Source organism: Paenibacillus sp. CF384 (assembly GCF_900106745.1).
Lineage (GTDB): Bacteria > Bacillota > Bacilli > Paenibacillales > Paenibacillaceae > Paenibacillus_Z.
This window is the reverse complement of the sequence record NZ_FNNV01000019.1, coordinates 112,928-139,204: the sequence shown is the minus strand read 5'-3', so window position 1 is coordinate 139,204 and position 26,277 is coordinate 112,928. Positions and strand designations below refer to the sequence as shown.

Sequence of the window (26,277 nt, the reverse complement as noted above, 5' to 3'; positions counted from 1 at the left end):
ACGCACATGATAAAAAATCAGTGGTTTGAACTAGCCAAAGAACTGGTAGCTGGACCATTCCGATTTTGTACAACCCAGATGAAGGGAAGCATCTCGTATTATTTGACATGGCTGGATTAGAAATTGCATCCTCAATCGAAGAGGCGTTAGAGATTGAACCTGCTGTTCTAGAGAGTTACTATCGTGCTTTAAATTTTTTGAAAGATAATATGAAATTATTCAAACGATAGTTTTAACATAACCAAAACATGGTACTTGAGTTGCGCAGTATTTTTCTCTCAGACTAAGCCTAGATAGGGAACATGAAAAACGCATAGGAAGAAATTAAGATCCATCTGGAATATCATTATTGATGTATTTAGTAAGTCTTGCTAATACATCTTCCTCACAGTCGAGACAGATAGTAACAGGGTACATATCAGGGTGAGAATAAATTTGAATAGGTCCGACGGTTTTTAAGGAATGAGTTGTGGCCCAACGTATCTCTTTACAACAGACACAGAATATTTGTGTAGGTAATGAATTCAATCAAAACACATCCTATTAAGGAATCATACTATTCATTTAATTGAAAAATGATTGTCCGACAAATGTCCAATCAATTAATGAAACTATCTTGTACCGAGAGCCTTGAAGTTAACGGCAGTTTTCAAGTAGTCTCCTGTTGTAAAAAACGAACCAATTGGGATGTTTTTGCTCGGTGTTTTTCTTGCACAAAAATGATCTCATTTTGAATTTCATCAGCATACTTGGTCGATCCCATATTTTTATGGATTCTATATTGTACTAAATCTTCATGTAAATAATAAAACTCATAATGTGGTAGCATTCGCAACCACATATCATAATCGTGCGTAAATCGCAGAGATTCATCGAACAAGCCAATACTTTGAAATACACCCATATCTATCATTACTGAGGAACCGTTTATAATACAGCCCAGTATTAAGGTATTAACTAGGTGAATTCTTTTCGGGAAATCAAATCCTTTCAGAGTTCCTATTATCTGATTTTTATCATTAATTTGAGAATACGATGTGTGACAAAAATGTCCACTATTATCAAGCATTACAATGATTTGTTTTGTTATTTTGTCCGGGTGAAATACGTCGTCTGCACTTAGCCAGACAAAGAAATCACCACTAGCATTGACAATTCCCGTATTTAACGCAGTCGCTGTACCGCCGTTTACTTTTCTGATGTACTTAATTTTCTCCATATACGGCTCCACTTTATCTAAGAATTGAGTAGATCCATCATCCACGACTAATATCTCAATATTTGCGTAAGTTTGGTTCATTACACTATTAAGAGCTTGGTCTACGTAAGGGCAATCATAAAACGGAATAACAACGGATACTAATGGCAGCATTTGTTTTCACACTCCACAACAGTTGGCTTATGTTCCGGTTCCTAGGAAAAAGAACCGAAAAGCTAAAGGAATCAACTTTTCGGTTACAAGTAACTTAGTTAAGATAATGGACTTAATACATCAATGAAGGCTAATTCAGGCGGTGTAAAGCGCTGGTTATTAACGAGATTTCCAAACTCGTCAATTCCGTATACTGTTAATACAGTATTGTTAGTTAGCGGCATTATTTCTTCAAATTGAACTTCATATGCAACATTACCAGAAATAAAATACGTCATGACCTGACTGGTATTTGGTGGCAATAGAAATGATTGTGCATAAACAGGTACGAAGCTAGAGGAATCCACTGACGCGAAAATTCCCAAAATGATTGTTGCTGAATTTACTTGGTCATTATTTTTGAAGTTAACGACGATGTTCGATGCAGCCGTGCCAAAATCACGTGTGTTTGTGACCCAACCTGTAGTAAAAGGCATCCAATATCACTCCTTTCTGTCAAATCAATTCATCTATGAAGATGGAGTAGAGCCACTTCTCATAAGAATCTTCAATTAGACATGTTATATTCTATGAAAACAAATTAGGGCTTGTTACATTATTTGGAATTAATAGGTTTTTTTGCTGTAACTAGCGCGTGTCCCTTGCATTATCTATTGGTAGTTGCCAGCTAATGTTCGTACGTCTATGGGAAGTGTGTTGCTAAATACAGCCGAGTCAACAGGTATGATTAACATCGCCATCAACAGCGACTTATTTAGGAGTTGTAAGGGCCTCAGCTATTTCATTGACAACTTATGGTTACGTTAATTTGAAGGAAGCAACCTTGGTGTATGACACCATGCAATAGTTAAATCAACTTTATTTGATTTAACTATTGCTCTAAAGTTGAATATGTGGTAAATTTTACTCAAGTAGATAAATCAAAAATAATTGATGTAATTGAGTTGTTGAATTGCACCTAATTGTGCAGCTGGATGAATAAGAGAAATGAAGTTGTATGAGGGGTAAGAGAGGCACGCTGCGTTAATAACTGCTGTGTAATCAATGCATAAAAGAAGGTGATCGTGATGACAAAATCTATTCCAGTCTATGAACTAACAACTATACCTTTAACATTTGAAAAGTACGAACAAAAATTTAAAGCATTAGCCGATGAAAAGAGACTTCAGATCCTATTTGAGTTGTGCCAGCGCGGCAATACCTGTGTTTGCGACCTAACTGAAGTAGTGGAGATGCCGCAATCCAAACTATCGTATCACCTGAAAATACTGCTGGATGCCGGACTTATTACAAAGGAGACCAAAGGTACTTGGAGTTATTATGAGCTTAATGCAGATGAAATTGGATCATTACTGTCCGAGCAGCTATGCTGTATTTTCAGACCGAACATGAAACAAGACGGCTGTTGCTAATTATTTGCTTAAATAATCAAAAAAAATTGATTTAAAGAGGAGTGTTGATGCATGAAAATGCACGTAGCCATTAATGTTAGAAATTTGGATCAATCGCTCGAGTTTTACAAAAAGCTGTTTAATGCAGAGCCGACCAAAGTAAAAGAAAACTACGCCAAGTTTGAGCTTGATAATCCTGCATTGCATTTTTCGTTAAACGTTCGTCCATACGAAAGCCGTGGTGTGTTAAATCATTTCGGTTTTCAAGTACAGAATACCGAAGAGGTGTTGGCAACAAAAGCACGTTTGCAACAAGCCGGACTGGTTTCATTTGATGAAATGAATACAACATGCTGTTATGCCGTGCAGGATAAAATTTGGGTATCAGATCCGGAAGGTAATCCATGGGAAGTGTTTTACACCAAAGAGGATAGTGAGTTTGAAGCAGCGGAAGATCACGTAAATACGCAACAAGATGTTTGCTGTGTCACGCCTGCCCCTCAACAAGTGGAACTTACTGATATGCGTGTAAAAAACAAATGCTGTTAATTCAAAGGGCCCGCTGGATACCGGCGGGCTGTTTTGTGAAGTGTATCATTTACAAAACCTCAATATATAATCTGTTGATTATATAATTAAATCATTATATGATTATGACGTGATTTCCACTATACGAGGTGATGCTATGAGAAAGCCTTTACGCATTTATTTTTTGTCCATTCATAGTCGTTGCAATGGGAAATACCTGATCCGACGCCTAAGAATGGTGAGCAAGGAAACATTGATGATTTTCGTTCAGTACGGGATGAAATAAAAGACAAAGTGCTTCAACTGCTGAAAGAACAGCGGATGATTGGTGCATAAGGGAGATTAAGTATGGAACAAATTCAAGTGATGGCAGATCAATTTAAATTGCTCGGAGACAAGACTCGTCTTACCATGCTTGCAATGCTGAAAGAACGGGCGCTTTGCGTATGCGATCTGGTCGATTTTCTTGAGACTTCGCAGCCAAACGTCAGCCAGCATTTGCGCAAGTTAAAAGATGCTGGGCTCGTTAACGAAACAAGAAAAGGACAATGGATTTATTACTCACTTCATATCGAGGACAAACCTTATATCGGTACCATATTAAATCATATCCCGTCCTTGAAAGAGCAAATAGACAACTTAAAGAACGACTGCTGCGAGTAATATGGGGGTTCATCATGACGATAATAGCGTTTTTAATTTTTCTGGTCACTTTAACGTTTGTCATTTGGCAGCCGAAGGGTCTAAATATCGGCTGGTCAGCAAGCGGAGGTGCAATTCTTGCTTTAATTTTCGGAGTGGTGGATCTCGCCGATGTCGGAACCGTAACAGGAATCGTGTGGAATGCGACACTTGCATTTGTAGCTATAATTTTGATTTCGCTCATTCTAGATGAGATTGGTTTCTTCGAATGGGCAGCCTTGCACATGGCAAGGCTTGCCAAGGGCAATGGTAAACTTATGTTTATTTATGTTGTACTCCTTGGCGCAGCTGTTGCAGCTTTTTTCGCCAATGACGGTGCCGCGCTCATATTGACACCGATTGTCCTTGCTATGGTGCGTGCACTTAAATTTGAGCAGAAGATGATATTGCCGTTCATTGTGGCTAGCGGTTTTATTGCAGATACGACATCGCTGCCGCTTGTAGTTAGTAACCTGGTCAACATCGTCTCTGCCGATTATTTTGGTATCGGGTTTGTGGAATACGCCAGCCGGATGATCATTCCAAATTTATTTTCGCTTTTAGCAAGCTTGTTGGTCTTGTCTTTGTTCTTCCGCAAGAGTATCCCTAGCAACTACGATTTAAATCATCTCAAGAATCCGGCAGATGCAATTAAAGACAATAAGCTATTTCGACTTTCGTGGATTATCCTCGCGGTGCTATTGGTTGCTTATCTAGTTAGCCAGTTCATTCATGTCCCGGTTTCAGTCATTGCAGGTGTCGTCGCGATATGGTTTATTATTGCAGCGCGCCGAAGCCCGGCAATTCATACTTGGCAGCTTGTCAAGGGCGCACCGTGGGCAGTTGTCATTTTTTCTATAGGTATGTACGTTGTTGTGTATGGATTACGCAACGTTGGGCTTACCGATGAGCTGGGCAAAGTTATCGACGCAATTGCGGATAAAGGACTTTATATCTCCACGATCGGTATGGGTTTCCTTGCTGCAATTTTGTCTTCGATCATGAACAATATGCCTACAGTGATGATTGATGCGCTCGCCATAAAAGGAACATCAACACAAGGTGTGATTCGCGAATCTTTAGTGTACGCCAACGTAATCGGCAGCGATTTAGGTCCGAAAATAACACCGATTGGATCACTTGCCACGCTATTGTGGCTGCATGTCCTCTCACGTAAGGATGTTAAAATCACTTGGGGCAATTACTTTAAAACAGGTATTGTCCTTACGGTTCCAACGCTCTTTATCACGTTGTCGGGATTATATCTGTGGCTGCATTTAATCCATTCAACAAACATAAACGTTTGGATTTTGATCGGTATAGTTGCGGTAATCACAATAGTCATTGCAATGTTGATCAAAGCGCTGGTTGGCGCAAAGACAAAACAATGAAAACCTTCAGAAGTATTAAATATCAAATAAATAGCCGAAAAGGGAGATCAACAATGATGAAAAACAACAAACCGCTCGTTTACTTTCTATGTACAGGAAACTCTTGCAGAAGCCAGATTGCTGACGGCTTTTTAAAGGCGCTCGGCAGCGATAAGTATGAGGTGAAAAGTGCAGGTCTTGAAGCACACGGCTTAAATCCTCGTGCTGTTCAAACCATGAAGGAAGCCGGAATTGATATCACAAATCACACCTCGGATGTCATTGATCCTGAAATTTTGAAAGAAGCGGACTACATCATTACCCTATGTGGACACGCTAACGACAACTGTCCAGTTGTGCATAATGACAAAGCCGAAAGATGGCACTGGGGATTCGACGACCCAGCTAAAGCAACTGGCACTGAGGAAGCAATCACGTTGAAATTCAACGAAGTTCGCGATTCGATTAAAGATCGTATTGAGCAATTTGTGAAAGAAGGCAAATAAATCAATGTCACAGGAAAAGAGGTATCATAACCTTCACGACAACATGATCTTCATGGGTGGAGCTGCTGATGTAGAAGCAATGGTGAAGAACGAAGGTGTTGAAGTTATCGTTGATCTACGAGCCGAAGCTATAGAGTGTGCTTATCCGGAAGCCGATGTAATGTGGATCCAGGTACCGCTCGAAGACAACACAGAGGATCTTGAGGAAGAGCTTTTTAAGGAAGCCATCAATCACGTCCTGGAAGCATATAAAGGTGGCAAAAAGGTGGGCTTTCATTGCGGTGGCGGTAAGAGTAGAACAGGAACTGTTGCAGCAGGTATGCTGATCGCATTAGGCGAGTCCAACACAGTCGATGAGGCTGAACAAAAAGCAAAAAGTATTCGTTCGATAATAAATATTAAACCGCCGCAACTCGCTGCGCTTAAAAAGATTTTTCCAAATAATTAAGTTGAAAAGGATGGCATGCGCCATCCTTTTTTGTAAAAAAAACCATACAAACGACTAGAGTACACGTCTGGCCGTTACGTAATGCGTGGACCAATAACCGGAAGTCAGCGAATTGATTGCAAGCCCGTCCTTGGACGGGGTGTTGTGGATGAATTGACCGCCGCCGATGGAAATCCCGACATGGTTAATGACTTTGTTGTTGCTTCCGATCGTATCGAAGAAGACGAGATCGCCTTTGCGCAGGCTGCTTTTGTTTGTGTAAGAGCCTTGGTTCTTCTGAGATTTCGTGCCCCATTTCAGATCCACGCCAACTTTAGCGAATACGAATTCCGTAAAGGAAGAGCAATCGAAGATCAGTTTCGACGGGTTGCGCGTACCGAAATCATAATGGACCCGGCCTATATAGCTTCTGGCGATATCGACGACGCGATCCGTTTTCGAGCTGCTAGAGCTTGATGAACCCGACGAGCTCGAAGCATCGTGGTTCGTATATTTATCGTTCGCGGATACGTAGCCGGTATTCCCTCGTTTATCGGAGACCTTAAGCCAATAGCTGTTTACCTGAGAGATGACGTGGATCGATTCACCTGTCGGAATCAAGCGAATGACGCGGCCGCTTGTGCTTGCACTTGCGCGCAAGTTAACTCCGGACGTGACCTTCGTTTCGTAGACAGTCGCGGCTGACGCTTTCGGTAGAAGCGAGGCTTGTCCGATGCTTATTGCTCCGAACCCGATTGCGGTGCACAAGCCGACGGCCATTATTTTACGCAGAATAGGCTTTATAGACATGAGAATCCCTCCATTGTTTGTTGTCGGGATTCACTCTATCACAAATCCGAAAGCCTAATCTTTTCCTCTAAGAGAGGAAAATCCGTCAGATCGGCTACTTTGACTCTTTATTAGAAAATTATGAGAATTTATTAAGGAATGCTAGGAAGCGTGATCTATACCGATTGGCGATTCTGCAATTGGCTGTAACTGGTTTCGAATATCGTAATCGTTTACAAAATTAAGCGTCTCATGTATGATCTATGAAGAACTGCATATTCGTTGTTTTCTAGGAGGAGTCTGCCAAATGGGGGCTCTTTTTGTCGTTTTTTAAGCTTAAATGGAAGATGAGAGGGCTAGTCACTTACGATAAAACCGTTTGGAATAAAATTAAACGCTTGAGAATAATTGGAAAATGGAATAACCTAAATATACGACATCACAGGAGGAATTATGGACGTACAAGCATACTGGGCCATTGGCATTTTTTTAGTTATTTATGCTTTAATCATCTCTGAGAAAATACATCGCACGATTATAGCCATGCTTGGCGGCGGTTTAATGCTTGTTTTCGGAATTGTGGATCAGGAAACGGCATTACATCATATCGATTTTAATACGCTAGGACTCTTAATCGGGATGATGATTATCGTTAGTATTACGGCTGAAACGGGGTTGTTCAAATATATAGCGGTTTGGGCTGCCAAAAAGGTAAAAGGTGAGCCGATTCGGATCCTGATCGCGCTAGCACTGATAACGGCGACGGGCTCAGCTTTTTTGGATAATGTAACAACCGTTTTGCTTATTGTCCCGGTAACGTTCAGCATCACGCGACAACTTCAAGTAAATCCACTTCCATTCCTCTTTACGCAAATCATCGCGGCTAATGTGGGAGGAACAGCTACGCTAATCGGAGATCCTCCGAATATCATGATCGGCAGCGCGGTAGAAGAACTAACGTTCATGGCGTTTATCGAGAATCTTGCTCCAATCACGGGGATTATCATGCTTTCCTATATCCCGATATTTGTATTTATGTTCAGAAAGCAAATCAAGACTACGCCGGAATTGAAAATGAGCCTGCTCCAACTGGATACCTCACAGCTCATTACAGATCATAAATTACTTCGCAAATGCTTAATCATGCTTGGGTTGACGATTATAGGATTTTTCCTGCACCAGTCGTTACATTTAGAGTCTGCAACAGTTGCACTGGTCGGTGCCTTTTTGCTGCTCCTGATGACGGGAGAGCATATGATGGAAGAGGCCTTTACGCGCATTGAATGGACTACGATATTCTTCTTCGTTGGGCTCTTTGTACTTGTATCGGGCCTTGTCGAGACCGGCGTCATTGCTGAATTGGCCGCACGTGCTATAGAATGGACCGGTGGTGACGTTTTAGCTTCGTCCATGCTGATTCTATGGCTAAGCGCCATTGCTTCCGCTTTCCTTGATAACATCCCCTTTGTGGCAACGATGATCCCTATGATTCAAGAGATGGGGCACATGGGGGTATCGAATCTGGAACCGCTATGGTGGAGTTTGGCATTGGGCGCATGTCTGGGGGGGAATGGTACTTTAATCGGTGCCAGTGCAAACTTAATCGTGGCAGGCCTTTCCGGGAAGGAAGGCCATCCTATTCGTTTCACTTCCTATTTGAAATTTGGCTTCCCTTTGATGCTGCTGTCGATCTTATTATCAAGTGTGTACATTTATTGCCGCTATCTTATTTAAGAAACGGAGGGCTACAAATGCTCAGCTATCAGTTTGATAACAAAGTGCTGGATATTAAAGAGACCCAAGACGGTACCGATTTTGAATTTCACATTCAAGTTTTAACGGAGAAGCCATATGTGGAACGCATCAGACAGGTTTGGCATTTCTTTGATCAGAATAAGGACTATACGGACGTTCTCTTCTATGCATACCCGAATCATGAATACAGAGTTATTGTACGGCAAGAGCATTACGTGGACTTTCTAACGGAACTGTTTAAAGCTCAATTACTATTGCGGTTGGAATGGAGTAACATTTAAAAGTTAAAACAACGTCAAATAGCCCACGTCATGTTTACATGACGTGGGCTATTTGACGACTATGAGATTATGTACTAAGGAATCACATGCCCCATTAAAGCATGTACCTTGGTACGAGCCAATTCAGCTGAGTCTGCAGGTTGAAAAGTAACTTCATAAATAAGCTGGGTTCCACCGCGCAAAGGGTAATAATAAAGTCGCACGTCCGGTTCTTGCCGGACATAGGCGTCTTTGTCAGTCTGATGTTGTAAGGCGATTTGCTTAGCTTGTTTGGGAGATAGAACGGGATGCGTCGCCCGATTGAACAAGGTTCGTTCCAAGTGTGGATATATAGTGCCTTCCACTAGGCGAACAATGCCCGAATGATCGATCCGAACCGTAAGCGTTGCGCCATATACAGGGGTATTAAAGAGCATCTGCTGCAATTTCAGGTTTGTGTTAAGATCAGCTGTACGCTCGAGATCCACGATTTGTAAATCGCGTTTAGGGTCACGCAAACCATAGGTGGATCGCAGCTTATTGAGAAACCCGTATGCAATCCATTGGGGTGAATGTCCCGATGGAGAGCTTAAGGAACCCTGCAAGAGGGAGGGGGTTCCTAATTTATCGTTCCAATGAATCGCGATTTCATTATTCTTTAAACCAAGCTTTTTTGTAATCGATTGTGTGGCTGGCGGGATTTGTGAAGAAGGGCTGGCAATGGTGCTTAAAGGCACTAAAGCAAACCACAGAAGCAGGATACTTGAAGCAATTCTCATATACACTTAACTGATGCGCCTCCGGATAATAGGATCCCTTTCTCTTATATGGTCTTTCCTATGCTATCTATTTTATACAGGGAAGGGATGCTTTTGTTTATCTCTGATCTGCCATACGCCACCATGTAAGTGTACCATACATGCCAAGTAGGCCGGAGAGTACCACGATTACGTAACTTACAACACTTAGTTCGGCATTCTCCGGTCCTGCGGCTCCGCTGAAGAATGCAGGAATCGACCATGGGAAGTAAGCGCCATAACCGATTGTTCCAATGATTTGGGATAGAAAAATCGTTCCGATGACGAAGCCCATAGGTGCCATGTAACCGCGGCCGTAACAAGCGATAAAAGCAACGGGAGTACACAGTACGATATTCATAACAGCTGCTCCTATAATAATAGAGGCACTATACCTTGCAAGCTCCGAAGACCAGCCCGGTAACCCGATCGAGAAGCCAACTACGAGTCCTACTGCGATAACAACCAAACTAAGAATCGTACACCATAATGCGATTGCGATAAATTTAGAGAGGACAACCTTTGTTCTGGATATCGGTAAGGCGAGCAGATCCTTGATTGTTCGATCGGTATATTCACGACCAAACACCCAGGCCGCGACGAATCCGAACAGTATGATGCCGCCGATGGAGACGACTTGAGCTATCATGCCGAAGTATGCAGGCCAGTCGGCTTCTCCGGCGAGATTTGCCTTTTTACCCAGTAAACCAGCATTACGTGCGAACTCCGGATTTTTTTGGATGAACATAAGGAATCCCAGCATGAGCGGAGCAAAGGTGAACCCAAGTATTGTGAGCCAAAGCATGTTAGATTTGATTATTTTCAGAATCTCTACCTCTAAGGAATTCCTAATCTGATTCATACAGCCGTAGCTCCTTTCTGCCCGATTACACGAACAAAATAGGATTCAAGATCCTCTTCGATTACTTGGAGTAAGGTTGGCGGACATTCTGCTTGAACGAATAGGCGGGCGACATGATCCGGTCGAAGAACTTCTGCAGAGCGGCTGAGTTCAAATATTCCTTGTTCGTTAACCGTATAGGGCAAGCCGTTTAGTTTCAGAATGGATTCGGCAGTATGTTGGTCGCGTGCAGCCACAAGGAGACGTTTTCTGAGGCACTGCTCTAACTCGGACGCCTTCACCTCTTGAAGCAGGCTGCCAGCGTGAATAATTCCAATGCGCGTTGCCAGTTTGGAGACCTCTCCCAGCAGGTGGCTGGAGATAAAGATGGTTACGCCTTGCTCATAGGCCAAACCTTGAAGAAGCTCGCGAATCTCGACAATACCGATTGGATCAAGACCATTAGAAGGCTCGTCTAAAATAAGGATATCAGGCTCGTGCAATAACGCTTTCGCTATTCCGAGCCGCTGTGCATTTCCCAGAGAGAGGTTTTTTGCCTTCTTATTCTGATATTCCCCTAGCTGCAATCGATCTATGATTCGTTCCACGCTGCGATAGTCAACGATGCCACGCAGTTTCCGCATGGCTTCCAGATTCTCTCTCACCGTCAAATCGGGGTAGGCATAGGGGGTTTCAACCATATATCCTACCTGATTCCATATCGTTGAAGAGGCAGCGTTGATAAGCTTGCCCTTTAGGTACGCAGCTCCGCTCGTTGGACGAATCATCCCAAGCAGCATGCGAATCATCGTTGTTTTCCCTGCACCGTTCAATCCCAGAAATCCGTAGATCTCTCCTCGAAGGACTTGGAGTGAAACATCATTTACTGCATTGAAGCTCCCGTATTGTTTCGCCAATCGCTCTGTAAGGATTACCTCATTCATAGGTTTCACCCTTTGTCACAATCAGTTGTTCTACAACGGCGTCGATAAGAAATGAGAGAGTTTCCGGATAGGCTGCTCCAACCTGTTTGCGTTGTGTGGCAAGCAGGAACAGGGAGCGTAATACCCCTGCCACGGTCTCTGGGTCAACAGATAGAAGTACGCCATCTTGTTTCCATTTTTCGATGATTGGCAGTAGCATATCGGTATCCTTGCGCAGGTGAGTTTCAAGCCATTTCGTGAGGGCTTCTTGACCGAAAATGCTTGAGAAATACCTGAGAAATATTGCAGGGAACACATATTTCGAAGCATTGACAACCATGTTTCTTTTAATTACAGTAATACCACCATAGGTTCCTGAGAATAATATCTTGAGAGTGGAGGGGCTTTTTTATTTGATAAATAAGGGGAGAGTGAACATGAGAAGCGCTATAGTTGGGGTTAAAAGGAAAAAAATAAAAATTTCGGCACCCAGAATGATTGTGTTCGGTTTTGCCATATCCATTCTGATTGGGATGATCTTGCTTGCGCTCCCGATATCATCAGAAACCGGAGATAGTATTGGGGCGTTGGATGCATTATTTACGTCAGCATCTGCGGTTTGCGTAACAGGACTAATTGTGCTAGATACGCCGTCGACGTTTACAACATTCGGGGAAGTTGTCATTATGATTCTGATCCAAATTGGCGGACTTGGTTTCATGACATTTGGCGTATTCATTGCAGTTCTGCTGGGTAAAAAAATCGGTCTCAAGGAACGCTTATTAATTCAACAATCTATGAACTCCCTGACATCGCAAGGAGTAGTTAAATTAGCATTGAATATTTTTTTTATTGCTATGATAATTGAGTTTTCTGCTGCTCTCTTACTTACTGTGGGCTGGATGGGGGAATATGGGGTTGCGAAAGCTTTATATTATGGCGTGTTCCATTCCATCTCTGCATTTAATAACGCCGGTTTTGCATTGTGGCCGGACAGTTTGATGAGATACGTTGGTGACCCTGTTGTTAACATTGTAATTTCCTTTTTATTTATTCTAGGCGGTCTTGGATTTACAGTAATATTGGACCTTATGAAGAAACGCAACTGGAAAGAATTATCTCTACATACCAAAATAGTAGTATCCACAACACTGATTCTAATCGTTCTGGGGGTTGTAGTTACATTTGTTATAGAGATGACCAATACAAACACCTTCGGGCATCTTACGTGGGAAGAAAGATTATGGGCGAGTTATTTTCAAGGCGTTGTGCCAAGAACGGCGGGCTTTAATTCAATTGATATTACAATAATGATGCCCGCGTCGCTATTTTTCATGATCTTCTTAATGTTTATCGGGGGCTCCTCGGGTTCAACGGCAGGTGGAATCAAAACGAATACTTTTGCAGTGTTGGTATTATCCGTAATCACGATAGTAACTGGCAGAGAGGATTTTCAACTCTACAAAAAAAGAATTGCAACCAGCCTCATTTTACGCTCATTGGCGGTTATTATTATTTCGCTTGGCGTTGTGCTAACTTCTACATTTTTACTTACAATCACAGAGCATCGTTTAAACAAAGACTTTTTGGAGATATTGTTTGAAGCGACTTCTGCATTTGGAACAGTAGGGATGTCTATGGGATTAACGAGTGAGCTTACTTCAGCAGGTAAGCTAGTTATTATTACCACCATGTTTATCGGACGATTAGGGCCATTAACACTAGCCTATGCACTGGCTCGAACGGAAAGCAAACAACTATATCGTTATCCTGAAGAGAAAATAATGATTGGTTAACTGGCTGGTTTAAATGGACGGGAGGAGGAAATAACTTTACATTACGGAGACTCCACCGTATAATCGGGATAAACCCAAACATAATATGCATGTTTTACCGGAGGAGCCTGCCAACAGCGGGCTCTTTTTGCTTTTTTTACATCATTTCTTCTTATGGAGGTTAACATGGAACAACAAGCTATCGTTGCAATCGGGGTATTTCTTGTTATTTATGGATTGATTATTTCAGAAAAAATCCACCGCACAATTGTTGCTATGATCGGTGGAGTATTGATGGTTGGTTTGGGAATTGTCAATCAGGAAACAGCTATTCACCACATCGACTTTAATACGCTAGGACTTCTGATTGGGATGATGATCATTGTGAGTACTACGGCAGAGACAGGATTGTTTAAATACATCGCCGTGCTTTCAGCCAAGAAAGCCAAAGGTGATCCGATGAGGATATTGCTTGCATTAGTCGGGATAACGGCAATTGGGTCGGCATTCCTTGACAATGTGACGACCGTTCTTCTTATGGTCCCCGTAACATTCAGCATTACACGTCAGCTGCGGGTGAATCCGATGCCGTATTTAATCACTCAGATTATTGCGTCTAATGTGGGAGGAACAGCGACATTGATCGGCGATCCTCCGAACATTATGATTGGCAGCGCGGTCAAAGAATTAACATTCATGGCGTTTATTAACAATCTAGCGCCTATCGCGATCATTGTCATGGTAACCTACATTCCGATGTTCTTTTATCTCTATCGTAAGCATATTCAGACGAGCCCTGAACTCAAGCGCAGCATAATGGAAATGAATGAAAAAGAATTAATCACGGATCAAAAATTGTTAAAAAAGTGCTTGGCTGTATTGGGCTTCACGATTCTTGGTTTTTTTCTTCATCAGATGCTGCATTTGGAATCGGCTACAGTCGCATTGGCAGGCGCATTCTTGCTCCTTCTTCTCACTGGAGAACATATGATGGAGAGTGCGCTTACTAAAGTAGAGTGGACGACGATATTTTTCTTCGTCGGATTGTTTGTCCTTGTCTCCGGACTAATCGAAACAGGTGTCATTGCCGAGTTAGCGGCACAAGCCATTGAATTGACGGGCGGCAATATAATTGCAACATCGATGCTGATATTATGGCTAAGTGCCATCGCATCTGCATTTCTGGATAATATCCCTTTTGTAGCAACGATGATTCCGATGATACAAGAGATGGGAAATATGGGGGTCAGCAATCTTGAACCGCTGTGGTGGAGTCTTGCACTTGGTGCCTGTTTGGGCGGTAACGGTTCATTGATCGGAGCAAGTGCCAATTTGATCGTTGCCGGCTTGTCGGCCAAAGAAGGGCATCCGATCAGATTTGTCCAGTTTTTGAAGATCGGTTTTCCGCTGATGATATTTTCCATCGTTTTATCAAGCTTCTATATCTATTTCAGATACTTGATGTAAAGATACGGAAGGTTAATCGATGGGACAGTTTTTTGTTATTATAGTAGAGTGTATTTATTCTGTTTTCAGGGATGTGAGATCGTAATCGTGTTGAATCCAATAGCTATTTCTTTGGGACCTATCCAGGTGCACTGGTATGGAATTATTATTGGTTTAGGTGCTCTACTTGGTTTAATGCTTGCGATAAGAGAAGGAAAACGATTTGGTATTTCATCCGATTTTTTTATGGACTTACTGTTAATCGGGCTGCCATCCGCTTTAATTGGCGCGAGGACTTACTATGTAGCATTTGAATGGAACTATTATAAAGATAACTTAACCGACATTATTGCAATATGGCACGGCGGCATAGCCATTTACGGCGCTTTAATTGGTGCTATTCTGGCGGCTGTTATTTATACGCGGAGGAAAGGGTATGACTTCTGGCGAATTGCTGATTTTTGCGCACCTGGTTTAATTACCGGACAGATGATCGGGCGCTGGGGGAACTTTATGAACCAAGAAGCGCATGGCGGTCCTGTATCGGAGAGTTTCTTGCGAAATACCTTGCATCTTCCAGACTTTATCGTAAACCAAATGTACATTAACGGGCAGTATTACCACCCGACGTTTTTATATGAATCAATATGGAGTTTAACCGGACTTTTGCTTTTGTTATGGATTCGCCGAAGATCGTTCTTGCGGTCAGGCGAGCTGTTTATGAGTTATTTCATCTGGTATTCGCTCGGTCGTTTTTATGTAGAAGGTGTTCGCACAGACAGCCTTGCCTTCGCAGGCCCTCAGTGGTTGGCCTCGTTTCTTAAAGAAATATGGAGCCCGATGAGTTCCTTTGGCTGGGGAGCGATGGAAGCGGGTAAAAATATTCGTATTTCTCAGTTGCTTGCGGTAGCCATTCTTATAGCAGCCGTTGCGTTTATTTTTATTCGCCGGAAACAAAAAAGCTCTATCCCTTATAGTTCCTCCGTTGAAACCGAAATCTGGGCTGCTACAGCAATTCAAGGGCAGCAGCCCCGTGAAACCTAATACTCCATTCTATACTCCTGCCATACTTATGGCAGGAGTTCATTTTTGTTATACAAAGGCGGGAATAGCAGTATTTTTAATGTATATCATGTTTATGGAATGAGAAAGATAATTCAGCAAGTGAATGTATTTAATGAAATTATTCTGGGGGGGAAGAACTAATGAAAACGACAAATAAAGCATCTGCTGTCTTGTTAGCTGTTTCAATTGTAGTTTTAGGATTACTTTTGCTTGCTATCCTTTTCAGTCTTATTTTCTGATGAAAAAAATGTACCCGATCCGTTAACCTATCCTTGCGCTATTCCTTAGTTAACGGACTTTACGTGTTCCAAAACAATAAGAGGTTGACGGAGAAGCAAAAGTTCACTATAGTATTTATATACCCATACGGGTATTGGTATCAATAAAAGGGGTCTAAAAAAGGATTTCTTTCGAAACCGGAATTGATAAATATTTTTTTTGCCTTAAATAATACCCCATGGGGTATAAAGACTGAAACATACTAAATTTATTTTTTAGAGAGGTAGGAGCCTTATGGATTTGGCATGGATCATGACCATTTTCGCGATTGGCTTCTTGGGCTCATTCATTTCTGGAATGGTGGGAATCGGCGGTTCGATTATTAACTATCCGATGTTGCTGTTTATCCCGCCTGCTTTAGGATTTGCGGCTTTTACTGCTCAGGAAGTATCAGCAATCAGTGCAGTTCAAGTTTTCTTCGCGAGTTTTATGGGAATGCTGGTTTTCCGAAGAGGCGGACATGTTAATAAAACATTAGTTCTCTATATGGGCGTGTCCATTATCACGGGGAGTTTCTTGGGCAGCTTTGTTTCAAATACGTTGCCAAGTTCAGTGATCAATATCGTATATGCCATCTTGGCTCTGATTGCAGCCGGAATGATGTTTCTGCCGAAAAAAGGGAATGATTCGCAAAATTTAAGCAAAGTGACATTCAATAAACGTTTAGCTATTACTTTAGCTTTTATGATCGGTACTGTTTCTGGAATTGTAGGAGCAGCAGGCGCTTTTATAACTGTTCCAGTGATGCTTGTGGTACTAAAAATTCCAACAAGGGTAGCAATTGCATCCTCGCTTGCAATTACGTTTATTTCGTCGATTGGATCCACGACAGGAAAGTTAATGGGCGGACATATGTTATTGATTCCATCCATTGTCCTGGTTATTGCCAGCACCATTGCTTCGCCGATCGGTGCGAAACTAAGTAAAAATATCAACACAAAGATGCTTCAATGGATCTTGGCAGGATTGATTTCAGCAACAGTCTTAAAAATTTGGATTTCGATTTTATTTTAAGAAGAGCTAAATGAGCAGAAAAACGTATTAGGAACAGCTTCTAGTTTGCCGCAGCGGCAATCGCAGTGGAAGAGCATGTGAATAGTTATGATTATGGAGTTTGGTAAATAACACAAGGGGGTTTTATGGATGACTAATTTGCAAGTTAACCAAACATTAGAATGTGAGGGTCTAGCATGTCCGCTTCCGGTGGTGCGTACCAAAAAAACGATAGAGGAGATGAGGACAGGCGAAGTATTAGAAGTACGTGCAACCGATAAAGGCTCCGTTGCGGATCTTCAAAGTTGGGCGAAGCGCACCGGTCATCAATATATCGGCTTTAAGGAAGATAAAGGTGTCTTCCGGCACTATATTCGGAAATCAGATCCTACTGAAACCAAGGAAGAAAGTAAATTTCCGCATACGATTTCCAATGAGGAAATCCGAAATAAGCTTTCCGCTGGCGAAAAGTTAAAAATTTTGGATGTCCGCGAACCTGCTGAATATGCTTTTGGTCGAATTGCTGGAGCCCAATCCCTACCATTAGGAGAGCTTGAAAAACGACTGCATGAGCTTGATCCGGAACAGGAATATTATTTGGTTTGCCGCAGCGGCAACCGTAGTGATATGGCTTGTCAAACATTAGCGGAGCAGGGTTTTAAAAATGTGAAAAATGCTGTTCAAGGCATGACCAAATGGACTGGCGAAGTTGAAAAAGATTAATCACAGGTTCCTTGACTTTGCGCAAGATGCAACTGTCACACTAATGTTCTAATACAGGAGGATGAAATAGCAACTATGACGATACAAAAAATAACTGCAAAAGAAGTCGCGAAAATGGTCCTTCATAACGAAGAATTGTGTATCCTGGATGTACGGAATGAATCTGATTTTAAGGATTGGAAAATTGAAGGAAACAGCGTTGAAATCATAAATATTCCCTACTTTGATTTATTGGATGACATTTCTCCAGCTCTTGAAAGTATCCCGGATGGTAAAAATGTCATAGTGGTTTGTGCTAAAGAAGGTTCGTCTATTTTTGTCGCGGAACAAATTGCTGAGGCGGGTAGAAGCAATGTTTTTTACCTTGAAGGTGGTATGAAATCGTGGAGCGAGTACCTTGAGCCTGTAAGAGTAGCCGATCTATCCGGTGGAGGAGAGCTTTACCAATTTGTTCGTATTGGCAAAGGCTGCCTGTCATATATGGTGATTTCTAATGGTGAAGCCGCAATTATCGATACAAGCCGCATGATCGATCAATACGAGCAATTTATGCAAGAGAAAGGTGTAAAGCTGCTTCATACGATCGACACACATCTTCATGCCGATCACATTTCCGGGGGAAGAGCACTGGCTCAGAAATACGGCGCGACGTATCTCTTGCCGCCAAAAGATGCGACTGAAGTGACGTTCGACTATGAAAAACTCGAAGAAGGTAAAGACATTTATGTCGGTAATGAAACGATTAAAGTGCAGCCTATTTATTCACCGGGGCACACAATTGGATCGACATCCTTCATTATTGATAATAAGTACCTTTTGACTGGAGATATTCTCTTTGTTGAGTCGATTGGACGCCCCGATTTGGCAGGACTCGCGGAAGATTGGGTTGGTGATCTTCGTGAGACGCTTTACAGCCGCTACAAAGATCTATCCGAAGCGTTGATTGTACTTCCTGCCCATTTCGGTAAAGGAACTGAACTTGGCGAAAGAGGTCTTGTATCCGGTCGCTTAGGAGCTCTGTACAAAGAAAATCCGGGATTAAATATTCAAAATGAAGGTGAGTTCCGCAAAATTGTAACCGAAAACTTACCGCCTCAACCGAACTCCTATCAAGAAATTCGCCAAACCAATATGGGGAAAATAAATCCAAATAAGGAAGAACAGCGTGAGATGGAAATAGGTCCGAATCGTTGTGCAGTTCATGATAAATAAGGAGGAAAAACAATGAACAGCGATAAAGTGTTGGATGCTAAAGGCTTGGCTTGTCCGATGCCTATTGTAAGAACAAAAAAGTCTATTACAGAACTTGAATCAGGTCAAGTATTAGAAGTGCATGCGACAGATAAAGGTGCTAAAAACGATCTTGCGGCTTGGACTAAAAGTACAGGACACGAATTGCTTAGCCACGCAGAGGAAAATGGCGTATATAAATTTTGGATTAAAAAAGCGTAATAAAACGAAGGAGAAGGAAGAAGTTCCGCGTCATTTTCCTTTTAAAAACCAAAACATCAATCTTTTTGAGGTTAAAACAATGTGCTTTTTTTTAATAATATTGAATACCCATACTCGTATATGTACAATAAGAAGGGATGAACATTCTTGACAGGAAATAATGAAAAAACGACAATCGTTCTTTTTAGTGGAGAATTAGATAAGGCTATTGCAGCATTTATTATTGCGAACGGGGCGGCTGCATATGACCATGATGTGACTATTTTCTTTACATTTTGGGGGCTTAACGCGCTTCGTAAAGATGAACAAGTAGCTTTAAAAAAGGGATTCTTAGAAAAGATGTTTGCAAAGATGATGCCACGCGGCGCGAATAAGCTGGGTCTATCCAAAATGAATTTTGGCGGAATGGGACCTAAAATGATTAAGCATGTAATGAAGAAGCATAATGCTCTGTCTCTCCCTGAGCTCATTGAATTAGCTCAAGAGCAGGGGGTCAAATTAGTGGCTTGTACGATGACCATGGACTTGCTCGGTTTGCAAAAGGAAGAGCTGATGGATGATATCGAGTACGCAGGGGTTGCTGCATATTTGGGCGATGCAGTAGATGCGAAAGTAAATTTATTTATTTAAAGATCGAACGAAAAAGTATACCCATATCCGTATAAAATTGGAGGGTTCCGAATGCAATATGATGATGATGTAAAACGAAGATTAAAGCGTGTTGAGGGACAAATACGCGGGGTCTTGAAAATGATGGAAGAAGAACAGCCTTGCAAAGATGTCGTAGCACAGTTATCTGCTGTCAGAAGTGCAGCAGATAAAGCAATTGCCTACATCGTAGCAGTAAACCTCGAAAAATGTATCTTTGAAGAAAAAGAAGCTGGCGGAGATACAAGCAAATTAGTCAAACAAGCGGTGGAATTGTTGGTCAAAAGCCGTTAAAATATTGCAAAATAATAAAAAATCATTAGCACATATGGGCTAATGATTTTTTTTCTTACATAGGTTTTATGAATTTGCACATAATTATTTTGTTGAATCCTTGTAATGCTCGATATATCCATCTAATGAAGGGATGAACTCCTTCTGGTAGTGTTCATTAGGGCATGATTTCAAGATATGAGAAAAAAGTGAGTTAGATTTATCAGCGGTTAGTGTTTCGTTACAGATGAATTGTAAATAAAAAAATCTATTGGAGGGACGTTATCTCTAATGAAATGTAACGTCGGTAAAACTGAGCAAGTTATAAGAATTTCGATTGGAACAATAATTATTCTTATTGGAATTTATTATAAAAGTTGGTGGGGATTAATTGGCTCAGCGCCAATTATAACGGGGGCTATCAGATATTGTCCTGTTAGCGCAATACTAGGTGTTTCCACATGTAAGCAAACAACAAGAAGTTAATTTTTATTTAAGGGTATTCGTGGTGCTGCCGTATGTGTAATCTCATTGCTTAGTTCAATTTATTTTATACGTAAACAGCAGCATAAGGTATTGGATAAAAATACCAGTATGACTACAGTTAAACATCCGGTATTATCCAATCCGATTGTGCTTGCGTACTTCGCACTTCCAGTTCTTATAATTTTCGGTGCGATTATCTGGTCACTTTTTTTAAGATAGTGGTAAAGGAGGATCTTACATGGAAAAAAGAAAATATTACGTTTCGGTTCAGTCAAAATGCATTATGCATAATCAAGGCGATGCTGCCTATGAATTAGAGATCTATGCGTCTGAAGATGAAGTCGAGAAGTTAAAAAATTTATTTGATGATTGGGAACGAGCGGAAGAGCATACTTATTTCCGTGCACATTATCCGGGTATTCCTTATCACCATGACAGTGAAAATGACGAATATGATTTCTTACTTAAGGAAATTTATAAAACCATTGGCGATATAGGTACTGATGAAACTAAGAAATTTATTGCTTCAATGGATTTACAAATGGGAGCACCTAAAGAGTTTTAAGCAGTAAAGTCGCAAACAATCATAATGTGACCAATTTCCAGTTGTGGAAATTGGTTTTTTAATAGCCTATTAATGCACATTTTGACGATCCCTTAATTAGGCATCTGCATATGATAAAAGATGAAAAACAGGTGTCAATGAAGGGAGAACGAAAATGTACCAACAATCATGCTATCCGTATCGATGGCATAATCCTATGTATTCGAACTGGAATCATAACATTTGGTGTAATAATTGGAATCCTCATTCTTACAATTGGAATACGATCAACCAGAATTCATATGGAAACATCATACTAACAGATTATGGACCGAAACCCTTTGTCGTGAATATTGATCAAGCCGCTAAGCAAAACAAAACATACCGCACGGCATTATGGACAGGGAAACATTTTCAAGTGACCTTGATGAGTATTAATGTTGGAGAGGACATCGGTTTGGAAGTTCATCCGACAACAGATCAATTCATACGTATTGAAGAAGGTCAGGGACTTGTTCAAATGGGTGATAGCAAAAATAAACTGGATTTTCAAGAAAGAGCCTATGACAACTATGCCATTATGATACCTGCAGGAAAATGGCACAATGTAACCAATACAGGTCATACACCACTGAAAATTTACGTTATCTACGCGCCACCTGAACATCCACATGGTACGGTACATGAAACCAAGGCAATTGCCACGGCTGCTGAATAATACTTCTTTCACAATTTAATTAGCTTGTTAATAGAGTGAGCATGACGACCCATGAATAGGTCTATGGATTGACCCAAGGATTGACAACTCTCGTATTATTGAGTACAGTATAACCAGCTTAGTTTCCGGTATAACCGGAAAACGGGGAAACCAATTTTTTGGGGCGAATCGGTCGATTATTCGATCGTAGGGAACCATCTATCCCGAGTCCGTCAGCTAACCTCGTAAGCTTTGGATGGGTCATGTGTTTTTTACAGTGTAACTCTGTATATCAATGACCCTTTTACGGGGTCTTTTTGTGTTTTTATTAGGCCCTTAGCGTGCAGAAAAGGTATTTTTCTGTTCGCGCGAGGGTCTTTTTTATTTTATTTTGGAGGTGAGAAGCGTTTCCCGGCAGGAAGAGCCGAGTGATAAATATACCTTTTGGAGGGATTATGAATGGCACAACCAAAGTATATTACGGACATTGGAAAGATCACGGCGATCACTGAGTTGGAACGAGAACGACTAAAGCGAATAACAGACAAATTCGTATTTCGCGTGAATGACTACTATCTCAATTTAATCGACTGGAGCGATCCTGACGATCCCATTCGAAAGCTTGTCATCCCTAATGAAGGGGAGTTAGAAGAATACGGGCGATGGGATGCTTCGGATGAAGATACCAATTACGTCGTGCCGGGCTGCCAGCACAAATATAAATCTACGGCATTATTAATCGTTTCCGAGGTGTGCGGGGCTTATTGCAGATATTGTTTCCGAAAGCGTCTTTTTCGTAACGATGTGAAAGAAGCCGTGTCAGACGTGGAAGCCGGTCTGCAATATATTGATGAACATCCTGAAATAAGCAATGTGCGCTTGACGGGAGGAGATAGTCTCATCTTGGCTACTCCGAAGCTGCGCTCGATTCTTAAGAGATTACGAGCAATAGGCCATGTTCGGATAATTCGTCTCGGCTCCAAAATACCGGTGTTCAACCCGATGCGAATTTATGAAGACAAAGAGCTGCTGGAAACGATTAAGGAGTTTTCCTCTCCGGAGCGAAGAATCTATGTGATGGCCCATATCAATCATCCGCGGGAGATTACGGAAGAAGCGAAGCGTGGTTTCGATGCGTTACATCAAGCAGGGGCAATTGTCGTGAATCAAACCCCCATTCTTAAGGGGATAAATGACGACCCGGTTGTACTCGGCGACCTCCTGGACCAACTATCATGGGCAGGCGTTACACCGTACTACTTTTTTATTAACCGTCCGGTAGCCGGGAATCGTGACTTTGTCCTTCCCCTTGAGGAAGTCTACGAAATTGTAGAGCAAGCCAAAGCACGTACATCAGGCCTTGGCAAACGGGTCCGGCTCTCTATGAGCCATACATCGGGAAAAATCGAAATTCTTGCAATAGAGCAAGGTAAGGCGTATCTCAAATATCATCAATCAAGAGATGGACAATACGGGCGCTTTATGATTTTGGATTGCCCTCCGGAAGCATCGTGGTTCGATGAACTGCCCGGGAATGAAAAGTATTGGATGAAGCCGTCGAAGAAAACGAATGCCGTTGTTTCAGTAAACGAAATGCCGGATCTACCATCGAGCAGAAGGGTAATCGCAGACAGGTACGTAATCAATGACTAATTCGCATGCGCATGAAGTAGTTAAGCCTTTGTTATCCAAAGGCTTAACTTGTCAAGTTGGAGGTAACCTATGGGTGTAAAACAAATGACTTATACCTTATACATAAGCCGATCTTGGAATTTTAATGGCGCTTACAACGAATTGGAGGCACTCTCCGGTGCGTGGGAGGCTAGGGATAAATGCCGTTCCTGTGGCGTCTGTACCTGAGGGACCGAGAATTCGCATCACGGTTTATGACGAGGGAAATGGTGTCCCTTCAGGCGAAGAAATGAAAATTTTCGAGCGCTTTTACCGGGTGGACCGCTCACGCAGCCGCGAGAGCGGCGGAGCGGGGCTTGGTTTATCGATTGCTAAGCTGTTCACGGAGGAAGCTGGCGGAACAATTGGAGTCGAACCGAATCCATCAGGAGAGGGCAGCCAATTCTGGTTCACTTTATACCAGGCATGATTGTTACCGAGTAGGAGGGGAATAGGCGTGGGAGAGCTGCTGAGTAGAATTCGCAAAGGATTCGGCAAGAAGCTGGCGCTGCTTCATACTTGGAACGGATGGATCGTTGTGATCCTTGCTTTATCCGGGCTCATGCTGCTAGGCGGATACTGGAGAGGCGTCTTAGGCGAAGGCAGGGTCTGGCTGAAATGGATCCATATCGTCATTGGGATTGCTTCTATGCTGCCGGTAGTATTCTATTTGCTTCTGGCGGCTAAGCACTGGAAGCAGTTGAAAGAGAAGCGGTGGCAGAAGCTGAATATCTTGGTAGTGCTAGGTTTACTGCTCGGCTGGTTTTTGTCCGGCGTACTGCTCTGGCAGTTCAGGGCAGTCGGCCCGAGATTAGCCAATTCAGCACTTTGGATTCATGACATGCTGACTTGGGGCGGAATACCTTATGTCATCTACCATTCTATTACTAGGCTGAGGTGGCTGAAGGAACCGGGCAAGCGCACTGTGAAGACTGGTCGAGAAAAGGCAATGCCTGCCTCCGATAAGGTGGTCCCCCAATCGGTTTATTCACGGCGAGCTTTTGTAAAATGGACAATCGGGGCAGGAATTGCCGTGGCAGTTGGCCCTTCATTCCTAAAGTGGCTAAACAATTCAATTGGCAGCGGGATTGGCGAAAGTAGTACGAACATGAACCAATTGGCTGCAAATAATGGAAACCAATTGCTTCCGGCGCCACAGGCTCTCCCTGCTTCGTCGCCTCCGATTGGCGGAGGAGCGCAAGGGAGGTTCCGACTCTATACGGTTACGCCGATTCCTAAATTCAACAATAACAACTGGTCTTTTACAATCGACGGGCTAGTCGACAATAAAATGATCTGGAATTGGGAGCAATTCGTAGCGTTAAAGCGAAAGGCACAAGTTAGTGATTTTCACTGCGTAACAGGTTGGTCAGTGTACAACAATACATGGGAAGGAATCCGGTTGAAAGATATGCTTCAGCAAGCTGGCATTCAGCCAGGTGCCAAGACGATCAAATTTCACTCTGCTGATGGGGTGTATACAGACATGTTAACCTTGGAGCAGGCGCAGATGGAAGATGTTATGATTGCGGTTCTGCACGATGGAAACCCGATCTCCAATGATTTTGGAGGTCCAGTGCGACTCATCGTCCCCAAGATGTATGCCTATAAGTCGGTCAAGTGGCTTAGCCGTATCGAAGTAATCGAGGGGACAGATATTGGGTATTGGGAGCAACGAGGCTATTCGAGCGATGCATGGGTATAGACATTAAAAAAAGGGGATGTTCTACCCTACCGACGATCTGTTGAGATGAAAGCGAAGGGAAGCGCTGCCGCAATGGAGGCTGTTTGCAACCCATTGTAATAACGCCAATCTTGCTCTTCTAATTCGATAGGCTCCGGCTGCCTTTTGGCGTCCGGAGCCTTTTTCGCATAGTTTGTTGTTTACGCAGCTCCCGTTAATTGGCAGTGTCACGAGGCAGCGACTAAGCTATCCATTCAGGATTGGAAGCCTCGTAGAGGAATGATCCATTTCGTTCTGGGTATATTACTTCAATATACCTAAATTTGGGAGAATGGATTCACATGTTGAAGACAGAGCAAACAGACCTAGAAGCGTTGCTGCGGATGTCGAGCCAATCGAGTGATTTCAAAGCGGGCAAGATCTCTTGTTCGAACCGGCAGCTGCACATCGCGTATTTCACTACTTTAATCGATCAAAAGCTGCTTCAGGAATACGTCATCCAGCCGATACAGAAATGCGCCTCGACGGCTATCATCGAAACGCTACAATATTGAGATTACGGATCAAATCGATGTTATTCAATCGAAGCTGTTTAAAGGTGCGGTTATCTGTAGGCTTCATGAATCGGATTCCGTATGCGCCTTGATTCACTTGGATAACAAGCGGGGAATCCGGACAAATAACGATACGGAGAACGAGTTCAGCGTTATTGGTCCGAAGGTGGGTTTCGTCGAGGATGAGGATACGAACTTAAGTTTGATCAGGGCGCTGCTTCAGGAAACAGCGAAATCTCAGTGAATAGTCGCAGCGGGGATGGCGAATGTCGTCGAAACTAAGTTTGTTGTCGACAGCGCCTTGCCTCCGTTAAGGAGTCATGCAAAAAATTATAACCGCTCAGAAG

Annotated in this window: 32 protein-coding genes and 1 riboswitch; of the genes, 25 read left to right on the top strand and 7 right to left on the bottom strand. The window is 42.4% G+C overall.

Annotated features, from left to right (window positions below):
• Positions 1 to 649: 649 nt before the first annotated feature.
• Positions 650 to 1,372, bottom strand: coding sequence for a glycosyltransferase family 2 protein (locus BLW29_RS25700; protein WP_090985010.1), 723 nt, complete (start codon positions 1,370 to 1,372; stop codon positions 650 to 652).
• 98 nt (positions 1,373 to 1,470) lie between these two features.
• Positions 1,471 to 1,848, bottom strand: a complete 378-nt coding sequence (locus BLW29_RS25695) for a hypothetical protein (RefSeq protein WP_090985008.1) — start codon at positions 1,846 to 1,848, stop codon at positions 1,471 to 1,473.
• Between the two features lie 591 nt (positions 1,849 to 2,439).
• Between BLW29_RS25695 and BLW29_RS25690 the strand changes: the two genes are divergently transcribed.
• The 6 genes from BLW29_RS25690 (at position 2,440) to BLW29_RS25665 (ending at position 6,296) form a co-directional block, all read left to right on the top strand.
• Positions 2,440 to 2,784, top strand: coding sequence for an ArsR/SmtB family transcription factor (locus BLW29_RS25690; protein ID WP_090985006.1), 345 nt, complete (start codon positions 2,440 to 2,442; stop codon positions 2,782 to 2,784).
• A 51-nt stretch (positions 2,785 to 2,835) separates the two neighbouring features.
• Complete coding sequence (locus BLW29_RS25685) at positions 2,836 to 3,312, top strand: ArsI/CadI family heavy metal resistance metalloenzyme (protein WP_090985004.1); 477 nt, start codon at positions 2,836 to 2,838, stop codon at positions 3,310 to 3,312.
• A 327-nt stretch (positions 3,313 to 3,639) separates the two neighbouring features.
• Entirely contained in the window at positions 3,640 to 3,954 is a 315-nt protein-coding gene (locus BLW29_RS25680; RefSeq protein WP_090985002.1) for an ArsR/SmtB family transcription factor, read from the top strand.
• Between the two features lie 14 nt (positions 3,955 to 3,968).
• Positions 3,969 to 5,363, top strand: a complete 1,395-nt coding sequence (locus BLW29_RS25675; protein ID WP_090985001.1) for an arsenic transporter — start codon at positions 3,969 to 3,971, stop codon at positions 5,361 to 5,363.
• Positions 5,364 to 5,419: 56 nt separating this feature from the next.
• Complete coding sequence (gene arsC, locus BLW29_RS25670) at positions 5,420 to 5,848, top strand: arsenate reductase (thioredoxin) (protein WP_090985059.1); 429 nt, start codon at positions 5,420 to 5,422, stop codon at positions 5,846 to 5,848.
• Between the two features lie 4 nt (positions 5,849 to 5,852).
• Positions 5,853 to 6,296 (top strand): protein-tyrosine phosphatase family protein, encoded by a 444-nt coding sequence (locus tag BLW29_RS25665; RefSeq protein WP_090984999.1) that lies wholly within the window; start codon positions 5,853 to 5,855, stop codon positions 6,294 to 6,296.
• A gap of 54 nt (positions 6,297 to 6,350) precedes the next feature.
• Here the strand turns inward: BLW29_RS25665 and BLW29_RS25660 are convergent, their stop codons facing one another.
• On the bottom strand, positions 6,351 to 7,085 hold the full coding sequence (locus tag BLW29_RS25660) for a C40 family peptidase (RefSeq protein ID WP_090984997.1): 735 nt from the start codon (positions 7,083 to 7,085) through the stop codon (positions 6,351 to 6,353).
• Positions 7,086 to 7,517: 432 nt separating this feature from the next.
• Between BLW29_RS25660 and BLW29_RS25655 the strand changes: the two genes are divergently transcribed.
• The gene (locus tag BLW29_RS25655) at positions 7,518 to 8,798 is read left to right on the top strand and encodes an ArsB/NhaD family transporter (protein ID WP_090984995.1); all 1,281 of its coding nucleotides are present in this window, start codon (positions 7,518 to 7,520) and stop codon (positions 8,796 to 8,798) included.
• A 17-nt stretch (positions 8,799 to 8,815) separates the two neighbouring features.
• Positions 8,816 to 9,100 (top strand): hypothetical protein, encoded by a 285-nt coding sequence (locus tag BLW29_RS25650; RefSeq protein ID WP_090984993.1) that lies wholly within the window; start codon positions 8,816 to 8,818, stop codon positions 9,098 to 9,100.
• 74 nt (positions 9,101 to 9,174) lie between these two features.
• Here BLW29_RS25650 and BLW29_RS25645 read toward each other — a convergent pair whose 3' ends face one another.
• From BLW29_RS25645 to BLW29_RS25630, 4 genes are all read right to left on the bottom strand, one after another.
• Complete coding sequence (locus tag BLW29_RS25645) at positions 9,175 to 9,864, bottom strand: hypothetical protein (RefSeq protein ID WP_090984992.1); 690 nt, start codon at positions 9,862 to 9,864, stop codon at positions 9,175 to 9,177.
• 91 nt (positions 9,865 to 9,955) lie between these two features.
• Positions 9,956 to 10,738, bottom strand: a complete 783-nt coding sequence (locus tag BLW29_RS25640; RefSeq protein WP_090984990.1) for an ABC transporter permease — start codon at positions 10,736 to 10,738, stop codon at positions 9,956 to 9,958.
• Positions 10,735 to 11,661, bottom strand: coding sequence for an ABC transporter ATP-binding protein (locus BLW29_RS25635; RefSeq protein WP_090984988.1), 927 nt, complete (start codon positions 11,659 to 11,661; stop codon positions 10,735 to 10,737). Before BLW29_RS25635 ends, BLW29_RS25640 begins: the two co-directional genes overlap by 4 nt.
• On the bottom strand, positions 11,654 to 11,980 hold the full coding sequence (locus BLW29_RS25630; RefSeq protein ID WP_090984986.1) for a hypothetical protein: 327 nt from the start codon (positions 11,978 to 11,980) through the stop codon (positions 11,654 to 11,656). Before BLW29_RS25630 ends, BLW29_RS25635 begins: the two co-directional genes overlap by 8 nt.
• A 97-nt stretch (positions 11,981 to 12,077) precedes the next feature.
• Here BLW29_RS25630 and BLW29_RS25625 point away from each other — a divergent pair, with 97 nt between their 5' ends.
• The 17 genes from BLW29_RS25625 (at position 12,078) to BLW29_RS32175 (ending at position 26,174) form a co-directional block, all read left to right on the top strand.
• The gene (locus BLW29_RS25625) at positions 12,078 to 13,436 is read left to right on the top strand and encodes a TrkH family potassium uptake protein (RefSeq protein ID WP_090985055.1); all 1,359 of its coding nucleotides are present in this window, start codon (positions 12,078 to 12,080) and stop codon (positions 13,434 to 13,436) included.
• A 165-nt stretch (positions 13,437 to 13,601) separates the two neighbouring features.
• A complete protein-coding gene (locus tag BLW29_RS25620; protein WP_090984984.1) occupies positions 13,602 to 14,882 on the top strand; it encodes an ArsB/NhaD family transporter in 1,281 nt (426 codons plus the stop codon).
• Between the two features lie 78 nt (positions 14,883 to 14,960).
• A complete protein-coding gene (gene lgt, locus BLW29_RS25615; RefSeq protein WP_177186825.1) occupies positions 14,961 to 15,905 on the top strand; it encodes a prolipoprotein diacylglyceryl transferase in 945 nt (314 codons plus the stop codon).
• 534 nt (positions 15,906 to 16,439) lie between these two features.
• On the top strand, positions 16,440 to 17,219 hold the full coding sequence (locus BLW29_RS25610) for a sulfite exporter TauE/SafE family protein (RefSeq protein WP_090984980.1): 780 nt from the start codon (positions 16,440 to 16,442) through the stop codon (positions 17,217 to 17,219).
• A 129-nt stretch (positions 17,220 to 17,348) separates the two neighbouring features.
• Positions 17,349 to 17,921: a sulfurtransferase TusA family protein gene (locus BLW29_RS25605; RefSeq protein ID WP_090984978.1), complete on the top strand. Its 573-nt coding sequence runs from the start codon at positions 17,349 to 17,351 to the stop codon at positions 17,919 to 17,921.
• 75 nt (positions 17,922 to 17,996) lie between these two features.
• Entirely contained in the window at positions 17,997 to 19,133 is a 1,137-nt protein-coding gene (locus BLW29_RS25600; protein WP_090984976.1) for an MBL fold metallo-hydrolase, read from the top strand.
• Positions 19,134 to 19,145: 12 nt separating this feature from the next.
• Positions 19,146 to 19,373 (top strand): sulfurtransferase TusA family protein, encoded by a 228-nt coding sequence (locus tag BLW29_RS25595; protein ID WP_090984974.1) that lies wholly within the window; start codon positions 19,146 to 19,148, stop codon positions 19,371 to 19,373.
• A gap of 147 nt (positions 19,374 to 19,520) precedes the next feature.
• Positions 19,521 to 20,003, top strand: a complete 483-nt coding sequence (locus tag BLW29_RS25590; protein WP_090984972.1) for a DsrE/DsrF/DrsH-like family protein — start codon at positions 19,521 to 19,523, stop codon at positions 20,001 to 20,003.
• Between the two features lie 51 nt (positions 20,004 to 20,054).
• Complete coding sequence (locus tag BLW29_RS25585; protein WP_090984970.1) at positions 20,055 to 20,315, top strand: metal-sensitive transcriptional regulator; 261 nt, start codon at positions 20,055 to 20,057, stop codon at positions 20,313 to 20,315.
• A gap of 270 nt (positions 20,316 to 20,585) precedes the next feature.
• The gene (locus tag BLW29_RS25580) at positions 20,586 to 20,780 is read left to right on the top strand and encodes a YgaP family membrane protein (RefSeq protein WP_090984968.1); all 195 of its coding nucleotides are present in this window, start codon (positions 20,586 to 20,588) and stop codon (positions 20,778 to 20,780) included.
• A 238-nt stretch (positions 20,781 to 21,018) separates the two neighbouring features.
• Positions 21,019 to 21,345 (top strand): hypothetical protein, encoded by a 327-nt coding sequence (locus BLW29_RS25575; RefSeq protein WP_090984966.1) that lies wholly within the window; start codon positions 21,019 to 21,021, stop codon positions 21,343 to 21,345.
• Between the two features lie 154 nt (positions 21,346 to 21,499).
• The gene (locus tag BLW29_RS25570) at positions 21,500 to 22,042 is read left to right on the top strand and encodes a cupin domain-containing protein (protein WP_090984965.1); all 543 of its coding nucleotides are present in this window, start codon (positions 21,500 to 21,502) and stop codon (positions 22,040 to 22,042) included.
• 105 nt (positions 22,043 to 22,147) lie between these two features.
• A riboswitch (cyclic di-AMP (ydaO/yuaA leader) is annotated at positions 22,148 to 22,288 on the top strand.
• Positions 22,289 to 22,480: 192 nt separating this feature from the next.
• Positions 22,481 to 23,674, top strand: coding sequence for a KamA family radical SAM protein (locus BLW29_RS25565; RefSeq protein WP_090984963.1), 1,194 nt, complete (start codon positions 22,481 to 22,483; stop codon positions 23,672 to 23,674).
• Between the two features lie 157 nt (positions 23,675 to 23,831).
• A complete protein-coding gene (locus BLW29_RS25560) occupies positions 23,832 to 24,122 on the top strand; it encodes an ATP-binding protein (protein WP_305728489.1) in 291 nt (96 codons plus the stop codon).
• Positions 24,123 to 24,149: 27 nt separating this feature from the next.
• Positions 24,150 to 25,397 (top strand): molybdopterin-dependent oxidoreductase, encoded by a 1,248-nt coding sequence (locus BLW29_RS25555; RefSeq protein ID WP_090984959.1) that lies wholly within the window; start codon positions 24,150 to 24,152, stop codon positions 25,395 to 25,397.
• Between the two features lie 320 nt (positions 25,398 to 25,717).
• Positions 25,718 to 25,930 carry a hypothetical protein gene (locus tag BLW29_RS25550; RefSeq protein WP_090984957.1) on the top strand — a complete coding sequence of 71 codons (213 nt, stop codon included), beginning with the start codon at positions 25,718 to 25,720 and terminating at the stop codon, positions 25,928 to 25,930.
• Positions 25,848 to 26,174, top strand: coding sequence for a spore germination protein (locus tag BLW29_RS32175; protein WP_143044466.1), 327 nt, complete (start codon positions 25,848 to 25,850; stop codon positions 26,172 to 26,174). Before BLW29_RS25550 ends, BLW29_RS32175 begins: the two co-directional genes overlap by 83 nt.
• Positions 26,175 to 26,277 lie beyond the last annotated feature (103 nt).